An 18331-nucleotide genomic window follows, 5' to 3' on the forward strand; every position below is an offset into this window, starting at 1 on the left:
TGGTTTGCTTGCTCACTGGGGCTTAGGGCAACTTACGCGAGCCTCTTTCAATAGCGTCTCGTAAGTTTTATGGCTGGCTGGGTCATGAGGTGTTGCGGTTATCAGGTAACGATTGTCTTTCTCCAGTTTGTCTGGTTGGCTTAAAATTAATTTCCAGGAAATTTCCTTTTGTCGGGTTGTAGCCTCAAAGTCATGGTCTGCGATTCGGCTGTCTTCATAAAGATTTGTCCTGGTATATCTCAAGTTCTGATGCCAATTGGGTGCGGCTAGATAAGCTTTAATAAGTTCTTCGGCGAACTTTTTTTTCTCCGATGGCAGGTGTGTCAGGTTAGTTTCTATCTTGCTCCTGTCGACAAGGTTTTCCAGAAGGATGTCCCTAGGTATGCGGCTTATAAGAAAAGAACCTTTGCAGTCGTAGACCCATGCGCCGGACCGTACGTATTTGTCGGCTTGGATGATTACTCCGTTACCCCAGTCGGTAGTGTAGTGGTTTACCTCCAGGGCGGAGGCTATGTAACCCACTGCCATGATTTGGATAATAAAGACGGTTTTATTCATTGGGTGTGAATTTTATGAGGCCTATGCGAGGACCGTAAGGCGTGCTGCCTGAAAAGACTGGGTTTATCGCGCCAGAGGCCTGATATGTAGCGCCAAGCACTTTTAGCTTGTTTTTTCTTTCCTCGATTGAGTCTTTCCATTCATCGCACTGCTCTTTGCCAGGGAGTGCCTGTGAACTGATCTCGCAAATTTGGCCTTCCCGCCTATCCATAAACGACCCCCAAGTATTCTTGTAATCCGACCGCGTCACAAAAGCATGCACCGGGACTTTCAAATGATTCGCCAGCTTCTGCGCCAGACTTGCTGCGGTTTGCGGATTCAGCTGGACCCCTCCTTCAATTTCCAGATCCTGTGGGTTGCCCATGCCGGTGCGGCAAGCAAAGGAAGTGATTTTTGCTGTCTGGCTGAAAGCGCCAGGAGAGAGCTGTTGGTAGTTGTGCAGCCCCAGCGACATCGTGGATTCTTCTGGCAACTGATAGCCAAAGGAAACATGCAAAGGAATGCCGTGGCTGAACAGGTCGAATCGGGCTACCGGGTGCTTCTGGCGATCCTTGCCGCTATTGATGTATTGGATCAACTCGTCCGAAGTGTTGATGGTCCTGAATGCGGCTTGGTAAAGGTCCGCTGATGAGCGAGCTGCATCAATCATCGCTTCGCTGTAGCCAAGGGTAAAAACAATCAAGGTTCGCGGCCTGGCCGGATGTTCACGTTTGAATTCCTTCAATTGGCGAACAGCCTGCCCAATGAACATCATCTTGTTGCCCGCCGCTTCGTCGTGCTGGCTGCCTGCGACTGCGATCAGTTCAGGAAGATCGGATTCCGGGGCCTGAGGGAAGGGCGTGTCATTACTCTGCACCAATGCGCCAGCAAACCGAGCTCGCTCTTCAAGCTTCGGATCGCTGATCAGATCCGCCATCAGTTCCTCATCGACCGAGCCATCCTCCCGAATGGCGCCAAGCGTGCCGAAATCCACCACCAGCTTCGAAGTCATGAAATTCACCTCGCCACCAACACAGTCATGACTGCCATTGATGATGCTGCCGCCATGACTGGTCAGGCTGCCGACGTGTGCCATGGGCCGACCATTGACCAGAATGTGCGGGAAGCCAGAGACGATTACGGCGCCGCACCCGGTCATGTCGCCGACGCGGGCGACGGGTATGCCGTTCACCGATACCGTGCCGCCGACCGGAATGATCGGGCTGACGCCGTGGATGGGGATCAGGCAGGCGTGAAGGTCGGTCTGTCGGGCGATGGGGATCATGGTCGGCCTTGCGGGAGCGTGGGGGATGCATCCTCGCGCTTGGGGCCCGGGTGTTTATGTAGGGCGGTTCATCGGTGGCTGACGGAAAGGACTGATTGGGATGTCATCGCATGCTCTTATGGCCAAGGTCGCGGGCAAGCGCGCTCCTACACCCTAAAAGCTCCTTCGCCGCCACAAACAGAAAAGCCCGGCGCAAGGGCCGGGCTTCCGGGTGTAACCGGTGACTACGCTATCAAGCGCCGTATACCGGCAGCTTGGCGCAGATGGCTTTGACTTTCTCGCGAACGGCGTCGATCACCGCTTCGTTGTTCAGGTCAGCCAGGATGTCGCAGATCCAGCCAGCCAGTTCCTTGCACTCTGCTTCCTTGAAGCCGCGAGTGGTCACAGCCGGAGTGCCGAAGCGCAGGCCGGAGGTGACGAACGGGGAGCGTGGGTCGTTCGGCACGGAGTTCTTGTTCACGGTGATGTAGGCGCGGCCCAGGGCTGCGTCTGCGTCTTTACCGGAAATGTCCTGCTTGATCAGCGACAGCAGGAACAGGTGGTTTTCAGTGCCACCGGAAACCACGTCGAAACCGCGCTCGATGAACACCGAAGCCATGGCCTTGGCGTTCTTCACGACTTGTTGCTGGTAAGCCTTGAACTCAGGCTGCAGCGCTTCCTTGAAGCACACGGCCTTGGCCGCGATCACGTGCTCCAGTGGGCCGCCCTGGGCGCCTGGGAATACGGCCGAGTTCAGCTTCTTTTCGATTTCGGCGTTGGCGCGAGCCAGGATCAGGCCGCCACGTGGACCGCGCAGGGTCTTGTGGGTGGTAGTGGTGACGACGTCTGCGAATGGAACCGGGTTGGGGTAAACGCCGGCAGCAACCAGACCAGCCACGTGAGCCATGTCGACGAACAGATACGCACCGACTTTGTCAGCGATTTCGCGGAAACGCGGGAAGTCGAGGATTTGCGAATAGGCGGAGAAACCGGCAACGATCATTTTCGGCTTGTGCTCGACCGCCAGGCGCTCGACTTCGTCGTAGTCGATCATGCCGTTGGCGTCGATGCCGTACTGAACGGCGTTGTACAGCTTGCCCGAAGAACTGACGCTGGCGCCGTGGGTCAGGTGACCGCCGTGAGCCAGGCTCATGCCCAGAATGGTGTCGCCGCCCTGCAGCAGAGCCAGGTAGACGGCAGCGTTGGCCTGGGAACCGGCGTGCGGCTGGACGTTGGCGTAATCCGCACCGAACAGTTCCTTGGCGCGGTCGATGGCCAGCTCTTCAACGACGTCGACGTACTCGCAGCCACCGTAGTAGCGCTTGCCCGGATAACCCTCGGCGTACTTGTTGGTCAGCACAGAACCCTGAGCTTCCATGACCGCCGGGCTGGTGTAGTTTTCCGAAGCGATCAGCTCGATGTGTTCTTCCTGGCGCAGAGCTTCTTGCTCCATGGCGGCAAACAGATCGGCGTCGTACTTCGCGAGAGTCAAATCACGGCTGAACATGGCGTTCCTCGGGGGCAGGGCGGAAAAGGGAGGCATTCTACCCCATCGGGTTTTATCTGGCATATGAAAGGCAGTCATGTGCCGGATGAATGGGGTGCAGGTGTCATCTCCTGAAAAAGCGAGAGCCATGTAGGAGCGCGCTTGCCCGCGACGGCGCCATTCCAGACGTCAGACATGGTGTGGATGTGCTTGATGTGTCGCGGGCAAGCGCGCTCCTACAGCAGCGGTTTACTTCTAATCCAGCATAAACAGCGCGTCATTGCTGAACTGCGCTTCGAACTGGCTGGCGGGCATCGGGCGGCCGAACAGGTAGCCCTGGACTTCGTCGCAGCCGTGCTCGCGCAGGAACTCCAGTTGCTCGTGGGTTTCGACGCCTTCAGCGATCACCGCCAGATTCAAGCTATGGGCCATGGCGATGATGGCGCGGGCGATCTGTGCATCCTGTTCTCCGGTCGGCAGGCCGTCGACGAAGGTGCGGTCGATTTTCAGCACGTCGATCGGGAATTGTTTGAGGTAGTTGAGCGACGAGTAGCCGGTGCCGAAATCGTCCACGGCAATGCTCAAACCCAGCTTCTTCAAGCCATCGAGCATCTGCAGTGCTTCGTTGACTTCGCGCATCAGAATGCTTTCGGTCAGCTCCAGTTCCAGGCACGCCGGTGGCAGGCCCGTTTCGCTCAGCATGCGGGCGATACGTTTGCCGAGTTGGCCATCGGAAAACTGCCGCGCCGAAATGTTGACCGACACTTTGGGGACCCGCACCCGCGCCAGATGCCAGCTCTTGAGCTGTCGACAGGCTTCGGCCAGCACCCAGTCGCCGACTTCCACCACCAGGCCGAGCTCTTCGAGCACGGGGATGAAGTCGTTTGGCGGAACCAGCCCGCGACGTGGATGACGCCAGCGCAACAGTGCTTCGGCACCGGTCAGCCGCTTGCCATCACCACTGAACTGCGGCTGGTAATACAGCGTGAACTCCTGCTGTTCCAACGCGTGGCGCAAATCGCTTTCCAGCTCCAGCCGTTCCAGCGCCGTCGCGTTCATGTCCGCCTGATAGAACTGGAAGTTGTTCTTGCCGCGTTCCTTGGCGTGATACATGGCCGTATCGGCGTTCTTCATCAGCTGGCTCAGCTCATTGCCGTCCTGCGGACTCAGTGCGATACCGATACTGGCGGTGACGAAGAATTCCCGGCCTTCGAGCACGAACGGCGTCACCAGGCTGGTGAGGATCTGGTCGGCAACGTGAATCGCGCGATTCAGCGCAAGCTCTCGCGTCGCGCCCGGCTGCAGCAGCAGGGTGAACTCGTCACCCCCCATCCGCGCGACGGTATCGTCGTCGGCGACGCAGGCCAGCAGGCGCGTGGCCATCTCCTGAAGCATCCGGTCGCCAGCGGCATGTCCCAGCGAATCGTTGATCGGTTTGAAGCGGTCCAGATCCAGAAACATCAGCACCACCCAGACCTGCTGGTGTTGGGCGTGTTGCAGCGCCGAGTGCAGGCGGTCCTGGAACAACGTGCGGTTGGGCAGGTGGGTCAGCGCGTCGTAATAGGCGAGACGGTGGATGCGTTGCTCACTGGCCTTGCGTTCGCTGATATCGCTGAAGAAGCACACATAGCTGGCCAGGTCGCCTTCGTCGTCGACCACGGCGGTGATGCCCACCCAGGCCGGATATTCCTCGCCGTTACGACGCTTCAGGCTGATTTCGCCTTCCCAGGTGCCGGTTTCGTTCAGATCCTTGAGGATCAGGCGCAGGTGCGTTTCCTGGCTACCGTTGACCGTCAGCATGAGGGGCAATTGATCTAGCACTTGCGACGCTTCATATCCGCTGACGCGGGTGAAAGCTTCGTTGACCTGCACGATATAGCCAGCCGGGTCAGTGATCAGGATCGCCGACGTCGAATGCTCGAATACCGTGGCCGCCATGCGCAGGTCTTTCTCGGCGCGGCGTTGCTGGCTGATGTCGCGACCGACGCCGAGCACACCCTCAAAGGTGCCGTGCTCGTCCCACACCAGCACCAGGCGCAGTTCCACGGGGATCTTGCGGCCGTCCGCGCGCAAACAGTCGAAGACGAACAGTTGGGTCGGGATTTCGCCCCGCAGGGCAGCCAGCTCCTGAGGTTTGTCGAGCACCTGGCGGATGCGCGAGATCAGGGCGTAGAAATCCGTCAGTTGCTGAGGATTGGCGACGGCCGAGTTCCAGCCGTGCTTGATGATCCACTCCGCTTCGTAGCCCAGGACGCTCTCTACCGACGGGCTGACGTAGTTTGTCTGCACGCGATTGTCCGTGGAAAAGATCACGTCGCTGATGCTCTCGGCGAGCATTCGATAACGTTGCTCGCTGTCGCGCAGCGACTGGCTGGCCGCGACCTGTTCGGTAATGTCCTTGGCAACGCCGATGATGCGCGTGACCAGATTGTCGTGATTGCGGGCCAGCGCCTGTTCACGGATATCGAAACAGCGCCAGTTGTTGTTGCGGTCACGGAAGCGCAGCACGCACGCCGAGAGTTCGTTGTGGCCGTGATGACGCTGGCGCAGGCGCATGTCCTGATAGACCTTGGCGTCGTCCGGGTGCAACAGGATCTCCCAGAAGAACTCCCCCATCGCGTGCAGCTGGGTCTTGCTATAGCCCAGCGTTTTCCCCAGATGGTGGTTGCTGTAAATCATGCGCTGGCTCAGCACGTCCTGAACGTACAGATGATCCGGAACCGTGCGCACCACATCCGACCAGAAGCTTTCCCGCTCCAGCAACGACAGCTCGACCTGCTTGCGGCTGGTGATGTCGCCAATGCTGAGGATCACGGCATCGAAGTCTTCGCGGGTTTCGGGCAGGCGAAGCAATAGCCACAGGTGTTGGTCCTGGCCATGTTCTCTGGTCGAACGGATTTCCAGTTCAAGCCGTGGCTGCTTGTCGAGAATCGCCTGGATGATCTGAATGCCGACGCCCGGTCGAGCACGTGATTCACCCTCGATCAGCTGCCGCCACGCCTGCTCGGTGCATGCGATATTCAGCAGGCCGAGCGCTACCTGGTTCACTTCGGTGATGCGCAATTGCTGCAGCAGGCGTTTCACGTGCCCTGACTGAAGCTTGAGCAGTTGGTCAAAATCGTCGCTGGTGCGGATCTGCAGCGCTTCCAGCTGGTCGGGCAGACCTGACATGTCGAGAACGCAGATCGCGACTCCCGCGCCTTCGAATATGTCCCGATAGCGGCGGCGGCTTTCCAGCAGCTGGCGCTGGCGGCGTCGCAGGCTCAGCAGCGCAACGATCGGAAGGATGGCGAGCAGCAGCCCGATCAGGCCCTTGCCGATCAGCGGAGCGAGCAGTTCCTGGCGCGCCTTGTGAGCGTCAAACAGACCGCGCAGCTGCCAGTCGCTGTTGTTGAGCGGTTGAAGCATGACGGTTTCGGCGTGACCGGCTTCGGCATCGTCTCTGAGGTGCGTGTCGTGTAGCAGGGTTCGCTGGCTGGTCCGCTCCTCAAGACGCCAGAGGTGCTGGAAATCCTGGGCGGGCTGGCGGATCAGTGCCTTGAGCACATCCGGCGTCAGGCGCGCGACCCAGTACACGCCGCTGGCGCTGCCGGTCTGGCGCATGATCAGGTAAACCAGCATTCCGTCGTCGGAAATGGCGTAGAAATAAGGTCGGTCCAGCGCTTGAGTCATCAGGCTCTTGAGAAAGGCGCCATCTCGGGCCGCTTGCGCGCTGTCGTTGATGACCTCGCCGCTGGAGGTCAGCCAGACCACGCTGCGCAACGAAGGAATTGCTTCGCCAAGACTTTTCAGCGCACCGGGCTGCTCAAGCCTGACGCCTGACGAGGCGGCTTCTTCAAGCAGGTTCACGGCGATCTGGGCGTTGAGGGCCATGTTCAGACTCAGCCGGTCAGCCAGCTGGGTGCTGTAATCGAGACTGCGTTGGCGCTGTCGTTCCTGAGTCTGATGGAACTGATCGATCTGTTGCCAGACCAGCAGCGCCAGCATCAATAACACCAGTGCGGCTAGCGCGCCTTTCAGTGAGCCGCGCAACGGCATGACTGTATTGCTGGCGAAGCCTGGTGGCGGTGAGGGCGTTATCGTGGACAAACCGTTGATCCTGACTACTGGACTGAAGCAGCGAATTCGTTACGCACTATAAGCCGGACGCCTGAGGGGCGACTAGCATGCCCTGAGTTGTGGCAGAGTGCCAGTGTTTGCAGGCCGGATCGTTTGCCCTGCAGGCTGCATTCGGGTAGCTTTACGCAAGTCCGACTCCCGCATTAGTGAATCCACTGTGTGCAAACATCGATCCAGCTTTACATCTGCGCTCATGCCGACGTCTCTTCCCCGCATGTCTTGATTCAAGGCGCGGATTGCTCGGGCGGCAAGTCAGGCAGAAACATAAAAGCTTTTTTCCAGGCCGGCGCCTTGAACGCCGTCCTCATTCGTCCTCATCACAGACGCTAGGTTTTCATTCCATGGCTCAATACGTCTATACCATGCATCGGCTGAGCAAAGTTGTGCCGCCGAAGCGTGAAATCCTGAAAAATATTTCACTGTCCTTTTTCCCGGGCGCCAAGATCGGCGTCCTGGGCCTCAACGGTTCGGGTAAGTCGACCCTGTTGAAGATCATGGCTGGCGTCGACAAAGAGTTCGATGGCGAAGCGCGTCCAATGCCCGAGCTGAATGTGGGTTATCTGCCGCAGGAGCCACAACTTGACCCCACCAAGACAGTTCGTGAAGTGGTCGAGGAAGCGGTCAGCGTGATCAAGGACGCGCAGGCGCGTCTGGATCAGGTCTACGCCGAATACGCCGACCCTGACGCCGACTTCGACAAGCTGGCTGCCGAGCAGGCCAAGCTCGAAGCGATCCTGCAGGCCAGCGACGGCCACAACCTGGAACGCCAGCTGGAAGTTGCCGCCGATGCGTTGCGCCTGCCTGCGTGGGACGCCAGGGTTTCCGTACTGTCCGGTGGTGAAAAACGCCGCGTTGCACTGTGCCGTCTGCTGCTGTCCGCCCCGGACATGCTGCTGCTCGACGAACCGACCAACCACCTGGACGCCGACTCGGTGGCCTGGCTCGAACACTTCCTGCACGATTTCCCGGGCACTGTGGTTGCGATCACGCACGACCGCTACTTCCTGGACAACGTCGCCGGCTGGATCCTTGAACTCGACCGCGGCGCGGGCATTCCGTACGAAGGCAACTACTCGGGCTGGCTGGAAGCCAAATCCGAGCGTCTGGCGCAAGAGTCCAAGCAGCAGACCGCTCACGAGAAGGCCATGAAGGACGAACTGGAGTGGGTCCGCAAGGGCGCCAAGGCACGTCAGTCCAAATCCAAGGCTCGTCTGCAGCGCTTCGAGGAAATGCAATCGCAGGAATTCCAGAAGCGCAGCGAAACCAACGAGATCTACATCCCGGCCGGTCCGCGTCTGGGTGACAAGGTCATCGAATTCAAGAATGTCACCAAAGGCTACGGCGATCGCGTATTGATCGATAACCTGTCGTTCTCCATGCCCAAGGGCGCCATCGTAGGCGTGATTGGTGGTAACGGTGCCGGTAAGTCGACACTGTTCCGCATGCTGATGGGCAAGGAACAGCCGGACTCGGGCAGCATCGAGATCGGTGAAACCGTGCAGCTGGCCTGCGTCGACCAGAGTCGTGACGATCTGGATGGCAGCAAGTCGGTATTCCAGGCCGTTTCCGACGGCTCGGACGTGATCCGCATCGGCAACTATGAAATCCCGTCGCGTACCTATGTCGGTCGCTTCAACTTCAAGGGCGGTGACCAGCAGAAGTTCGTCAAGGACCTGTCGGGTGGTGAGCGCGGTCGTCTGCATCTGGCGTTGACGTTGAAAGAGGGCGGCAACGTGCTGCTGCTCGACGAACCGTCCAACGACCTTGACGTGGAAACGCTGCGTTCGCTGGAAGAGGCTCTGCTCGACTTCCCTGGCGCCGCCATTGTGATCTCCCACGATCGGTGGTTCCTTGACCGCGTGGCGACCCACATCCTGGCGTACGAAGACGATTCGCAAGCGGTCTTCTTCGAAGGCAACTACACCGAGTACGAAGCTGATCGCAAGAAACGTCTCGGCGAGGCTGCAGCCCAGCCGCACCGCGTGCGTCACAAGAAGCTGGCGTAACGACCCGTTGCAGGAGCGCGCTTGCTGGCGATAGCCCTCGCCAGCAAGCCGGCTCCTACCGGTCCACCGCAGCTTTTGTGGGAGATTCTATGTTTGAGGGGCAGCCCTCTAACGCCCTCCGGGCAGAAGCTCAGGGTGTTCGCAAAGCCGCTTGTGATTCTGCCCGAAGGGCGTGGGGGCCAGCTTGCTGGCGAAGCTTACCTACTCATCCACTTCGATCGATACGATCTTGATCATCTGATCGCCCGCCGGACGCTTCCATAGCACCTCATCGCCCAACCTGGCGCCCAGTAGCGCACGGCCCAGTGGCGAACCCCAATTGATCAATCCCCGGCCCGTATCGGCCTGGTCTTCGCCGACCAGCTGAACGCGTTGCTGTTTGTCATTTTCGTCTGCAAAAGTTATCCAGCTGCCGATTTGCACCTTGTCGGCGGACCCGGCAGGTGTGACGACCTGGGCTGTCTTGAGGCGTTGAAGGTAGTAGCGCAGATCCCGTTCGAGATCGGCCAGCCGCTGCTTGTCCGCTTTGTCACCGAGGGCGGTCTGGGCGCTGTGTTCGGTTTGCAGGCTGCGCACCTGTCTTTGCAGGAGCACCAGCCCTTGGGCGGTGACGTAATTGGGCTGGTTGCTGATCAGGCGCTCGACCGGTTGGCTGGCGTCGGCGGCAGCATTGTCTTCGTTAACGAAAGCGCGACTCATGACCTTTCCTCCATCAATAGAAGTTGGGCCACGTCAGCGGCGGATTGTTTCGTTGTTTTCCTAGCGAGGGTTGTAGGCCTTCGAGGCGCTTCGAGACTTCTCCCGTTCCCAGTCCCGGTCTCGGTCACTCTGGCCGACGGGCGTCTTGTCGCGGCTTTCCTGCATCGCCTGGCATTGCCGAAAGCCGTCGCCCCAGCCTTGGGAGTAGAGTTTGTCTTTTAGAAAGCGCGGCGCGTCCTTCTTGAACTCTCCGCCAATCGAACCCGCGGCTTGCCTGCCGCTGCCGCAACCATCCTGATAGCCATCTGCGAAGGCCGGCGGGTAGCCTTCGGCCAACAGTTGATCACGAGTGGACTGACAACCTGCCAGCGCGATGGCCAGCGACAACAACACCCAGTGCGACTTCATGGCGACTTCCTCGTGTATGAGTGAAGTCTAGAAGGCAATCTGTGAGTTATTTGTAAAAAATTACAGGTTTCAGATGGACTCTGTGAGAGGGAGCTTGCTCGCTACAGCACGATTCCGGCAGAGCAAATGATGCGGGCTACACCGACCCCGTCGCGAGCAAGCTCCCTCCCACCGGATGTATCTGGCTTCAATAGTGATACCACTTCACCTCAAGCATCACTTCATTCTGCGGCTCGCTCAGGTGGGTGAAATCGCGTCGGGCGCTCAGGCGCAGGCCGAGGTTGCGGGACAGTTCCCATTGCTGGTTAAGGCTGAGACTGCGCCGCACTTCGCCATTGGTGAAGTAATCGCCACGGGCCTCCAGGCTCAGATTGCCCAGCGGGTTGCGCCACAGCACGCCAGTGTTGAAACCGGCTGCCGGCGAGATGAACTCGGCGAAGTCATTGTTGCGCTCGACGCGCACCGTGCCCAGAGCAAAGCCCAGCACTTCCTCGCCTAACTGCCAGGTACCGCCCGCGCCACCGTTGACATGGCTGACCAGATTTTCATCACCATGCTTGCCGGGCACTCTTTCCAGGCCGCCGGTCACTTGCCAGGACCACGGCTGGAGCAGTGCGTTGCGAGGTGTCATCGAACGAATCGTCGCCAGATCCAGGCGTTGAACCTGCCAGTCGTTGCCTTCGTACTGACGCAGTTTGAGCTGCAGGATTTCGATCTGCGCGCCCAGCGGGAAACCATACGCGTTGTCGTTCAGATCGTGGTACGCCATGCGCAGACCGTACTCGGCGAAGGCCCGGTCATCGCGACTGCCCAGGCCCAGCTGCCAGGTGCGCGACTCATGCCCGTCTTCCGGCAGGCCGGGGCGGGGAATGTCCAGTTCCGGCGGCGGGTTGCGGTTGATGGCCTGGAGCAGTTCAAAGCTGCGTTGGGAACGGTTGGCGTCTCGCTCCAGTCCATTGGCGCGGTAGCGCTCCAGACGATAGGCAGCGTCCTGGATCAGCGCCTGGCGCGGCTTCGGCAGGGCCAGGTAATCAGGCGTCTGCAATTGCTTCTGATCGGCGCTGACCTTCAATACCCATTGTTGCTCATCGCTGCTCAGCGGTTCGGCGCGGCTCAGCAGCTCACGTTCACGTGAAGGACGGTAGACGGTCTTTTCCACCAGTCCTGCGGCCTTGATGGCTTTGACCGTGTCGGTCGGGATAGCAGTGAGGCCGAATTGCTCGGTCAGCTTCAGGCTGGGTCGCGCAACCTGCAGCAGTTCGAGCAGGCGATACGAGCAGTTTTCATCGAAAAAGAAATAGCTGAAGCGCACCTGTTTCAATTCCCAGACGTGCTCGACCATCCGCCCGGTTTCTTCGGGCGTGAGGTTCAGCCGGTATTCCCAGAGGTCGCGGTTTTCCAGGCTGCGGTATTCCGAAAGCTTTTCCTGGTAGGGCACCAGAGCGAACAGACCCGGGTAGCCACCCATCAGGCCTTTCCAGGCGTAAAGCAGGCTGTTGTCCATGCCTTCGATGTACGCACCGAAATTGATCGCGTAACTGAGCAGGGTCGTGTCGTTGGTTTTCGCGCTGGCCGGGTCGATGCGCAGCAAGGTGTGGCCGAACATCGAGGACGGGCTGTTGAGGTAGGCCGCTGGGAAAATCAGCACTGTGCTGTCCGGAGCCACGTCCTTGAACCAGGCTTTGTAGTCCTTGCAGTCGAGCACTGGCAGATCGGTCAGCTGAAGCTGATCGCGCAGCCAGCGGGTACGCGCCGGGTAGACGCATTGAGCGTGTGCCTGCTCGTCGGTAACGGGAGCGTAAATGGCCTTCAGCGTCGCACTCAGCTCCGCTTGCGGGTCGTGAGCGCCATCGGCTGCAAGAAAGAATCTGGGGTCGTCTACATAACTGCGCCAGCCGCCCAGCTTGCCGGCCTCGTAATGGCCGAGCGAGAGCCAGAAGGGCTCGTTGGCCATTTGCTGCAAACGGTCGGCTGCCAGTTGAGGCATGGCTGACAGAGGGGCACAGACAAAGAGCGCCAGATACGCAAGACGTTTGAGCATAGAGGGCAACTAGATCAGAAGAGAGGGAACCGCTCTCCGAACAGGAGAGCGGTAAGCGACTTTAAGCCTGGGTAGCGTATTTGGCCAGGGTTGGGTCTTTTTTCAGAACGGCGACGGTGTTGTTGTGTACGTCTTCGGCGGTGGCGTCGGCCTTGCTGAAGATCTGCGAGAAGTGTTCATGGGTCACAGCGGCGAAATGCGCACGGTCTTCAGGTGCAACGCCCAGCACGACCGCGTAGGTGGTCAGTGCTTCGCCTTTACCCATTGCCATGTCCTTGGAAAGCTCATCCATCATGCCGTTCATGGCAAGCCAGGATTTGCCGCCGTAGGTCAGTGCGCCGTTGGTGGAGCAGCCGTTGGTGCCGGAGGTCATGCCGAAGGTGGCGTTACCGGAAGTGCCGTTGGTGGTGGAAGCCAGGAAGTGAGCAGGCGTGCCGCGCTGGCCTTCGAACAGCATGTTGCCCCAGCCGCAGTCCGGACCGCCCGGTGCCTGAGCCATTGCGTTGATGGAAACTGCGGTAAAGAGCGTACCAAGAAGAATCCGTTTCATAGCTTATTCTCTATTTTATTCAACCAAGGGTCGGGGTTCTTGACGCGATCCGGCTCGAAACTGGCTGTGCCTGGCTCTGCAGCCTGAACAACAGAACTTGGTTCACCGATGACTCGGGCCGAAGCGGCTCATCAAGTCAGATGGCCATCTAACAATCATCTGCGCACGTTGGAGTTTAGGCAGGTTCCAAGGGTTCCGTGATGGATTGCAAATTGTTGCCCGAAAATAGTCAGGCATGCGCGTCAAGCCCGTGTTTGCGCTTGCAGAAACCATTAAGGTCTTTCCTGCCTTGCAAGTCTTGTCCGGCGAGCGCCAGAATGCCGACATCTGCCCCGCCTGATGTAAGGAACACTGATGCCCGATTCCGTCGCAGCCAGCCTTCGTCTAGCGCCACACGCGCTGACACGCCCCTTTTCCCCTGAACAGTTCAGCTTCTCGACGACCAACGATCTGGAGCCGTTTCGCGGTGTACTCGGTCAGGAGCGAGCCGTAGAAGCGCTGCAATTCGGGGTCGCCATGCCCCGGCCCGGCTACAACGTATTTGTGATGGGCGAGCCCGGCACCGGCCGCTTTTCTTTCGTCAAGCGTTACCTCAAGGCCGAGGCCAAGCGCATGCAGACCCCGTCCGACTGGGTCTACGTCAATAATTTCGACGAGCCGCGCGAGCCCAGGGCGCTGGAATTGCCACCGGGAAGCGCACATGAATTCATGGCCGATATCGGCGGCCTGATCGATAACCTGCTGGCGACGTTTCCCGCGGTTTTCGAGCACCCGTCGTACCAGCAGAAGAAGAGCGCCATCGATCGTGCCTTCAATCAGCGTTATGACCGCGCTCTGGACGTCATCGAGCGCCTGGCGCTGGAAAAGGACATCGCGCTATACCGCGACAGTTCCAACATTGCCTTTACGCCCATGGCCGACGGCAAGGCTCTGGACGAAGCCGAGTTTTCGCAACTGCCGGAAGCCGATCGCGAGCGTTTTCACGAAGACATCTCCGGCCTCGAAGAGCGCCTGAACGAAGAGCTGGCAAGCCTGCCGCAGTGGAAGCGCGAGTCCAGCAACCAGCTTCGCCAGCTCAACGAAGAAACCATCATTCTCACGCTGCAACCGCTGCTTGCGCCGCTGTCGGAAAAGTACGCCGAGAACGCCGCAGTCTGCGCCTATCTGCAAGCGATGCAGGTGTACCTGCTCAAGACGGTTGTCGAACAGCTGGTCGATGACAGCAAGACCGACGCTCAGGCCCGTAAACTGCTGGAAGAGCAGTACAGCCCCAGCCTGGTAGTCGGTCATACCCGCGACGGCGGGGCGCCCGTGGTGTTCGAGTCTCACCCGACCTACGACAACCTGTTCGGTCGCATCGAGTACAGCACCGACCAGGGCGCGCTTTCCACCAGTTATCGACAACTGCGCCCCGGGGCGCTGCATCGGGCCAACGGCGGCTTCCTGATTCTGGAAGCAGAGAAGATGCTCACGGAGCCCTTTGTCTGGGATGCCCTCAAACGCACCCTGCAATCGCGCAAGCTGAAAATGGAGTCGCCGCTGGGCGAACTGGGACGTCTCGCGACCGTGACTCTGACCCCGCAGGTCATTGCCTGGAATGTGAAGATCGTGATCATCGGTTCCCGGTCGTTGTATTACACGTTGCAGGACCTGGATCCCGACTTTCAGGAAATGTTTCGGGTGCTGGTGGACTTCGATGAAGAAATCCCCATGGTCGACGAGACCCTGGAGCAGTTTGCCCAGTTGCTGAAAACGCGTACCTCCGAAGAAGGCATGGCGCCGCTGACCGCGGATGCCGTAGCGCGTCTGGCGACGTACAGCGCTCGTCTGGCCGAGCACCAGGGGCGCTTGTCAGCGCGCATCGGCGATCTGTTCCAGCTTGTGAGCGAAGCGGACTTCATCCGTCAGCTGGCCAGCGACGAGCAAACCGATGCCGGGCATATCGAGCGGGCGCTCAAGGCCAAGGCCACACGTACCGGCCGCGTGTCGGCGCGCATTCTCGACGACATGCTGGCCGGCATCATCCTGATCGATACCGATGGCGCTGCTGTCGGCAAGTGCAACGGTCTTACGGTGCTGGAAGTCGGCGACTCGGCCTTCGGGGTGCCCGCACGTATTTCCGCAACCGTTTACCCGGGCGGCAGCGGCATCGTCGACATCGAGCGCGAGGTCAATCTTGGCCAGCCTATCCACTCCAAGGGCGTCATGATCCTGACCGGCTATCTGGGCAGCCGTTACGCTCAGGAATTCCCGCTGGCCATCTCCGCGAGCATCGCACTGGAACAATCCTACGGCTATGTCGACGGTGACAGCGCCTCGCTGGGCGAAGTCTGCACGCTGATCTCTGCGTTGTCGCGAACACCGCTCAAGCAGTGCTTCGCGATCACCGGTTCCATCAACCAGTTCGGTGAAGTGCAGGCGGTAGGCGGGGTCAACGAGAAGATCGAAGGTTTCTTCCGTCTTTGCGAAGCGCGCGGGCTGACAGGTGAGCAAGGCGCGATCATTCCTAAGGCCAACGTCGCTACATTGATGTTGGACGAGCGGGTGTTGCAGGCCGTGCGCAATGGTCAGTTCCATGTCTACGCGGTCAGCCAGGCAGACGAAGCGTTGAGCCTGCTGGTCGGCGAGCCGGCGGGCGAGCCGGACGAAAATGGCGAGTTCCCGGAAGGCAGCGTCAATGCGCGTGTGGTAGAGCGGCTGCGTGACATTGCCCAGATGCTCAGCGATGACGACCTCAAGGAGGAGTTGGAAAAAGAGCCTGCCCAGCTGCAACCCGAACTCAAGGTCTGAGCGGATTTTCAGGGCACAATGCCGGACGATCAGCGCGTTGTCCGGCATCCGTTCATCTGGCGTCGCATTGGCACGCGGCTTTTCTTCTATCCTGATTGGTTAACAAAGTGGCCAGATCCTGGCGCACCCTCCTGCTGAAACGGGGGGGGAAGAACATCGCTCACGAGGAGCTCGCTATGTCGCGTAGCCTCTGTCTTACCCGTCAATGCCTGGGACTGATGACCCGCATCGAATGCGCCGTCAAGCCATTGTGTGGCGAAAGCGGCCTGTGGATGTTGTTGTTCGCTGCCGGTATGTCCGGCGAGCAGCCGTCGGCGATCAAGTCGCAAGGGCCCTTCAGTGGTCTGCCTGCCGCCGAGTCCGTGCTGACAGCCATCGCTGAAAGTCTGGCGCTGCACGGTTACGAGCTTTCCGACGACATGCCGATCTGGAGCCTGCACCTGCAAAGCGAGCTGCGCCGGATCAATCAAGACCTCTCCGGCTTCCAGCGTTCTTCGCCTTTCTGACGCTGCGCTTTGATCGCATGCGGTATTTTGTCGCAGGGTTAGAGCCGTCTGTTCTCACTGATATACTCGCCCGTCATTGTTCAATTTCTGGCGAGTCTCAATGGAACGTTTTTTTGAAAATGCCATGTACGCATCGCGGTGGCTGCTGGCGCCGATCTACTTTGGCCTTTCCCTTGGGTTGCTGGCGCTCTGCCTGAAGTTCTTCCAGGAGATCTTCCACGTCATCCCCAACGTTTTTGCCCTGGCCGAAGCCGACCTGATTCTGGTGCTGTTGTCGCTGATCGACATGGCGCTGGTGGGCGGCCTGCTGGTGATGGTGATGATCTCCGGCTACGAGAACTTCGTCTCTCAGCTCGACATCGACGAAAGCAAGGAAAAACTCAACTGGCTGGGCACGATGGACTCTTCGTCGTTGAAGATGAAGGTGGCCGCCTCGATCGTTGCGATTTCCTCGATCCATCTGCTGCGGGTGTTCATGGATGCCGCCAATATCGAAACCGAACACCTGAAGTGGTATGTGATCATTCACATGACGTTCGTCGTGTCCGCCTGCGCAATGGGTTATCTGGACAAAGTGACCAAACACTAGATCCGCCGGGCCTGTCGTCCGCTTTGCGCGTGAACTGGGCAAGGCGGGCGGTGGGGCTCGAATGCCAATTGTGCTAGTCTGCCTGCCCTTTTGTTCGGGGCGCATTGCTACAGATCCGCGCCCCTCTGCGGAGCAGCGTCATGTCCGAAGTCAATCTGTCCACCGACGAAACCCGCGTCAGCTACGGCATCGGCCGTCAGCTGGGCGATCAACTGCGCGACAACCCGCCACCGGGCGTCGACCTGAACGCCATCGTGGCGGGCCTGACCGATGCGTTCACCAGCCAGCCAAGCCGCGTAGGCCAGGAAGAAATGTCCGCCGCCTTCAAGGCCATCCGTGAAGTCATGCAGGCCGAAGCCGCTGCCAAGGCAGAGCAGGCGGCCGGTGCCGGTATTGCATACCTGGCCGAGAATGGTAAGCGCGAAGGCGTGACCACTCTGGCGTCCGGTCTGCAGTTCGAAGTGCTGACCACAGGTGACGGCGCCAAGCCGACTCGTGAAGATCAGGTCCGTACTCACTACCACGGCATGCTGATCGACGGCACTGTGTTCGACAGCTCCTACGATCGTGGCGAGCCGGCCGAATTCCCGGTAGCCGGTGTGATCGCTGGCTGGACCGAAGCATTGCAGCTGATGAACACCGGCAGCAAATGGCGCTTGTACGTTCCAAGCGAGCTGGCCTATGGCGCTCAAGGCGTTGGCAGCATCCCGCCGCACAGCGTGCTGGTGTTCGACGTGGAACTGCTGGCCGTTCTGTAAGCGGTGCAAGTGGTCGTACGTTCTGCTGAGCGAATCGTGCCGATTCGCTCAGCAGCGGGTTGTGCCGGGCTTCATGCTCAGTGCAACTCGCCCAACGGGCGCAACGCCCGGGCATAACAGAATAGAAACAGGTTGCGCACTAGCTCCTTGAGCACCGAAGGCTCGCTGGAGTTCAGGCTGTAAACATCCAGATCGCCTTGATCCCGCAACTCCTCCAATGCCTCCTCTTCCAGCACAGCGCATACCTCGCCGGTTTCCCGGTGAAGGATTCGCAGGTAGGGATGTGGGCGGTCCAGCCATGCATCGATCAAATAAGTCATGTCTCATCTCCTGTTGCGGTTCGATGAGAATAATTCCTATTAAGATAATAGCAAGCGCCTATTTGAGATTAATTCGCATTTTGCGCTGAGCGGTTGATCCAAGCCATGTGTGCCAATCGCGATCTGTAGGAGCGCGCTTGCCCGCGACCAGCTCCGTAGCAGTCGCATATCTTGGTGGCGCTTCCCAATTGGTTGCGGGCAAGACGGATCGCCGCCCGTGCGCTGCCACAGCACAGCGGCAATAAAAAACCCGTCACA

14 protein-coding genes are annotated in these 18331 nt (G+C 59.4%); 5 read left to right on the top strand and 9 right to left on the bottom strand.

Features of this window, described 5'->3' with window-relative positions:
* Nucleotides 1-12: 12 nt before the first annotated feature.
* The 4 genes from J3P77_RS03465 to J3P77_RS03480 all read right to left on the bottom strand — a co-directional run bounded on the left by J3P77_RS03465 (nucleotide 13) and on the right by J3P77_RS03480 (nucleotide 7376).
* Entirely contained in the window at nucleotides 13-558 is a 546-nt protein-coding gene (locus J3P77_RS03465) for a hypothetical protein (protein WP_434679595.1), read from the bottom strand.
* On the bottom strand, nucleotides 551-1822 hold the full coding sequence (locus tag J3P77_RS03470; RefSeq protein WP_434679597.1) for a PAAR domain-containing protein: 1272 nt from the start codon (nucleotides 1820-1822) through the stop codon (nucleotides 551-553). The genes J3P77_RS03465 and J3P77_RS03470 overlap by 8 nt, the downstream gene beginning before the upstream one ends.
* A 232-nt stretch (nucleotides 1823-2054) precedes the next feature.
* Nucleotides 2055-3308 carry a serine hydroxymethyltransferase gene (glyA, locus tag J3P77_RS03475; RefSeq protein ID WP_434679599.1) on the bottom strand — a complete coding sequence of 418 codons (1254 nt, stop codon included), beginning with the start codon at nucleotides 3306-3308 and terminating at the stop codon, nucleotides 2055-2057.
* Between the two features lie 234 nt (nucleotides 3309-3542).
* Nucleotides 3543-7376 carry a sensor domain-containing protein gene (locus tag J3P77_RS03480; protein WP_434679601.1) on the bottom strand — a complete coding sequence of 1278 codons (3834 nt, stop codon included), beginning with the start codon at nucleotides 7374-7376 and terminating at the stop codon, nucleotides 3543-3545.
* A 371-nt stretch (nucleotides 7377-7747) separates the two neighbouring features.
* Between J3P77_RS03480 and ettA the strand changes: the two genes are divergently transcribed.
* Nucleotides 7748-9412, top strand: coding sequence for an energy-dependent translational throttle protein EttA (ettA, locus tag J3P77_RS03485; protein WP_434679603.1), 1665 nt, complete (start codon nucleotides 7748-7750; stop codon nucleotides 9410-9412).
* A 201-nt stretch (nucleotides 9413-9613) separates the two neighbouring features.
* On the opposite strand, the gene J3P77_RS03490 is transcribed toward ettA, so the two are convergent.
* From J3P77_RS03490 to J3P77_RS03505, 4 genes are all read right to left on the bottom strand, one after another.
* Nucleotides 9614-10111: a GreA/GreB family elongation factor gene (locus tag J3P77_RS03490; protein WP_434679606.1), complete on the bottom strand. Its 498-nt coding sequence runs from the start codon at nucleotides 10109-10111 to the stop codon at nucleotides 9614-9616.
* A gap of 60 nt (nucleotides 10112-10171) precedes the next feature.
* A complete protein-coding gene (locus J3P77_RS03495; RefSeq protein ID WP_434679609.1) occupies nucleotides 10172-10519 on the bottom strand; it encodes a hypothetical protein in 348 nt (115 codons plus the stop codon).
* Nucleotides 10520-10706: 187 nt separating this feature from the next.
* Nucleotides 10707-12560: an Lnb N-terminal periplasmic domain-containing protein gene (locus J3P77_RS03500; protein WP_434679612.1), complete on the bottom strand. Its 1854-nt coding sequence runs from the start codon at nucleotides 12558-12560 to the stop codon at nucleotides 10707-10709.
* Nucleotides 12561-12621: 61 nt separating this feature from the next.
* Complete coding sequence (locus tag J3P77_RS03505; RefSeq protein ID WP_434679615.1) at nucleotides 12622-13110, bottom strand: DUF3015 domain-containing protein; 489 nt, start codon at nucleotides 13108-13110, stop codon at nucleotides 12622-12624.
* 354 nt (nucleotides 13111-13464) lie between these two features.
* Between J3P77_RS03505 and J3P77_RS03510 the strand changes: the two genes are divergently transcribed.
* The 4 genes from J3P77_RS03510 (at nucleotide 13465) to J3P77_RS03525 (ending at nucleotide 17753) form a co-directional block, all read left to right on the top strand.
* Entirely contained in the window at nucleotides 13465-15900 is a 2436-nt protein-coding gene (locus J3P77_RS03510) for a Lon protease family protein (RefSeq protein WP_434679618.1), read from the top strand.
* A gap of 176 nt (nucleotides 15901-16076) precedes the next feature.
* The gene (locus J3P77_RS03515) at nucleotides 16077-16406 is read left to right on the top strand and encodes a hypothetical protein (RefSeq protein WP_434679621.1); all 330 of its coding nucleotides are present in this window, start codon (nucleotides 16077-16079) and stop codon (nucleotides 16404-16406) included.
* A 100-nt stretch (nucleotides 16407-16506) separates the two neighbouring features.
* Entirely contained in the window at nucleotides 16507-16995 is a 489-nt protein-coding gene (locus J3P77_RS03520; protein WP_434679623.1) for a TIGR00645 family protein, read from the top strand.
* 140 nt (nucleotides 16996-17135) lie between these two features.
* Nucleotides 17136-17753, top strand: coding sequence for an FKBP-type peptidyl-prolyl cis-trans isomerase (locus J3P77_RS03525; protein ID WP_434679626.1), 618 nt, complete (start codon nucleotides 17136-17138; stop codon nucleotides 17751-17753).
* A 77-nt stretch (nucleotides 17754-17830) separates the two neighbouring features.
* On the opposite strand, the gene J3P77_RS03530 is transcribed toward J3P77_RS03525, so the two are convergent.
* A complete protein-coding gene (locus J3P77_RS03530) occupies nucleotides 17831-18073 on the bottom strand; it encodes a PA4570 family protein (protein ID WP_434679629.1) in 243 nt (80 codons plus the stop codon).
* Nucleotides 18074-18331: the final 258 nt, after the last annotated feature.

It is taken from the genome of Pseudomonas sp. R1-18, from assembly GCF_051132095.1.
Classification (GTDB): Bacteria; Pseudomonadota; Gammaproteobacteria; order Pseudomonadales; family Pseudomonadaceae; genus Aquipseudomonas.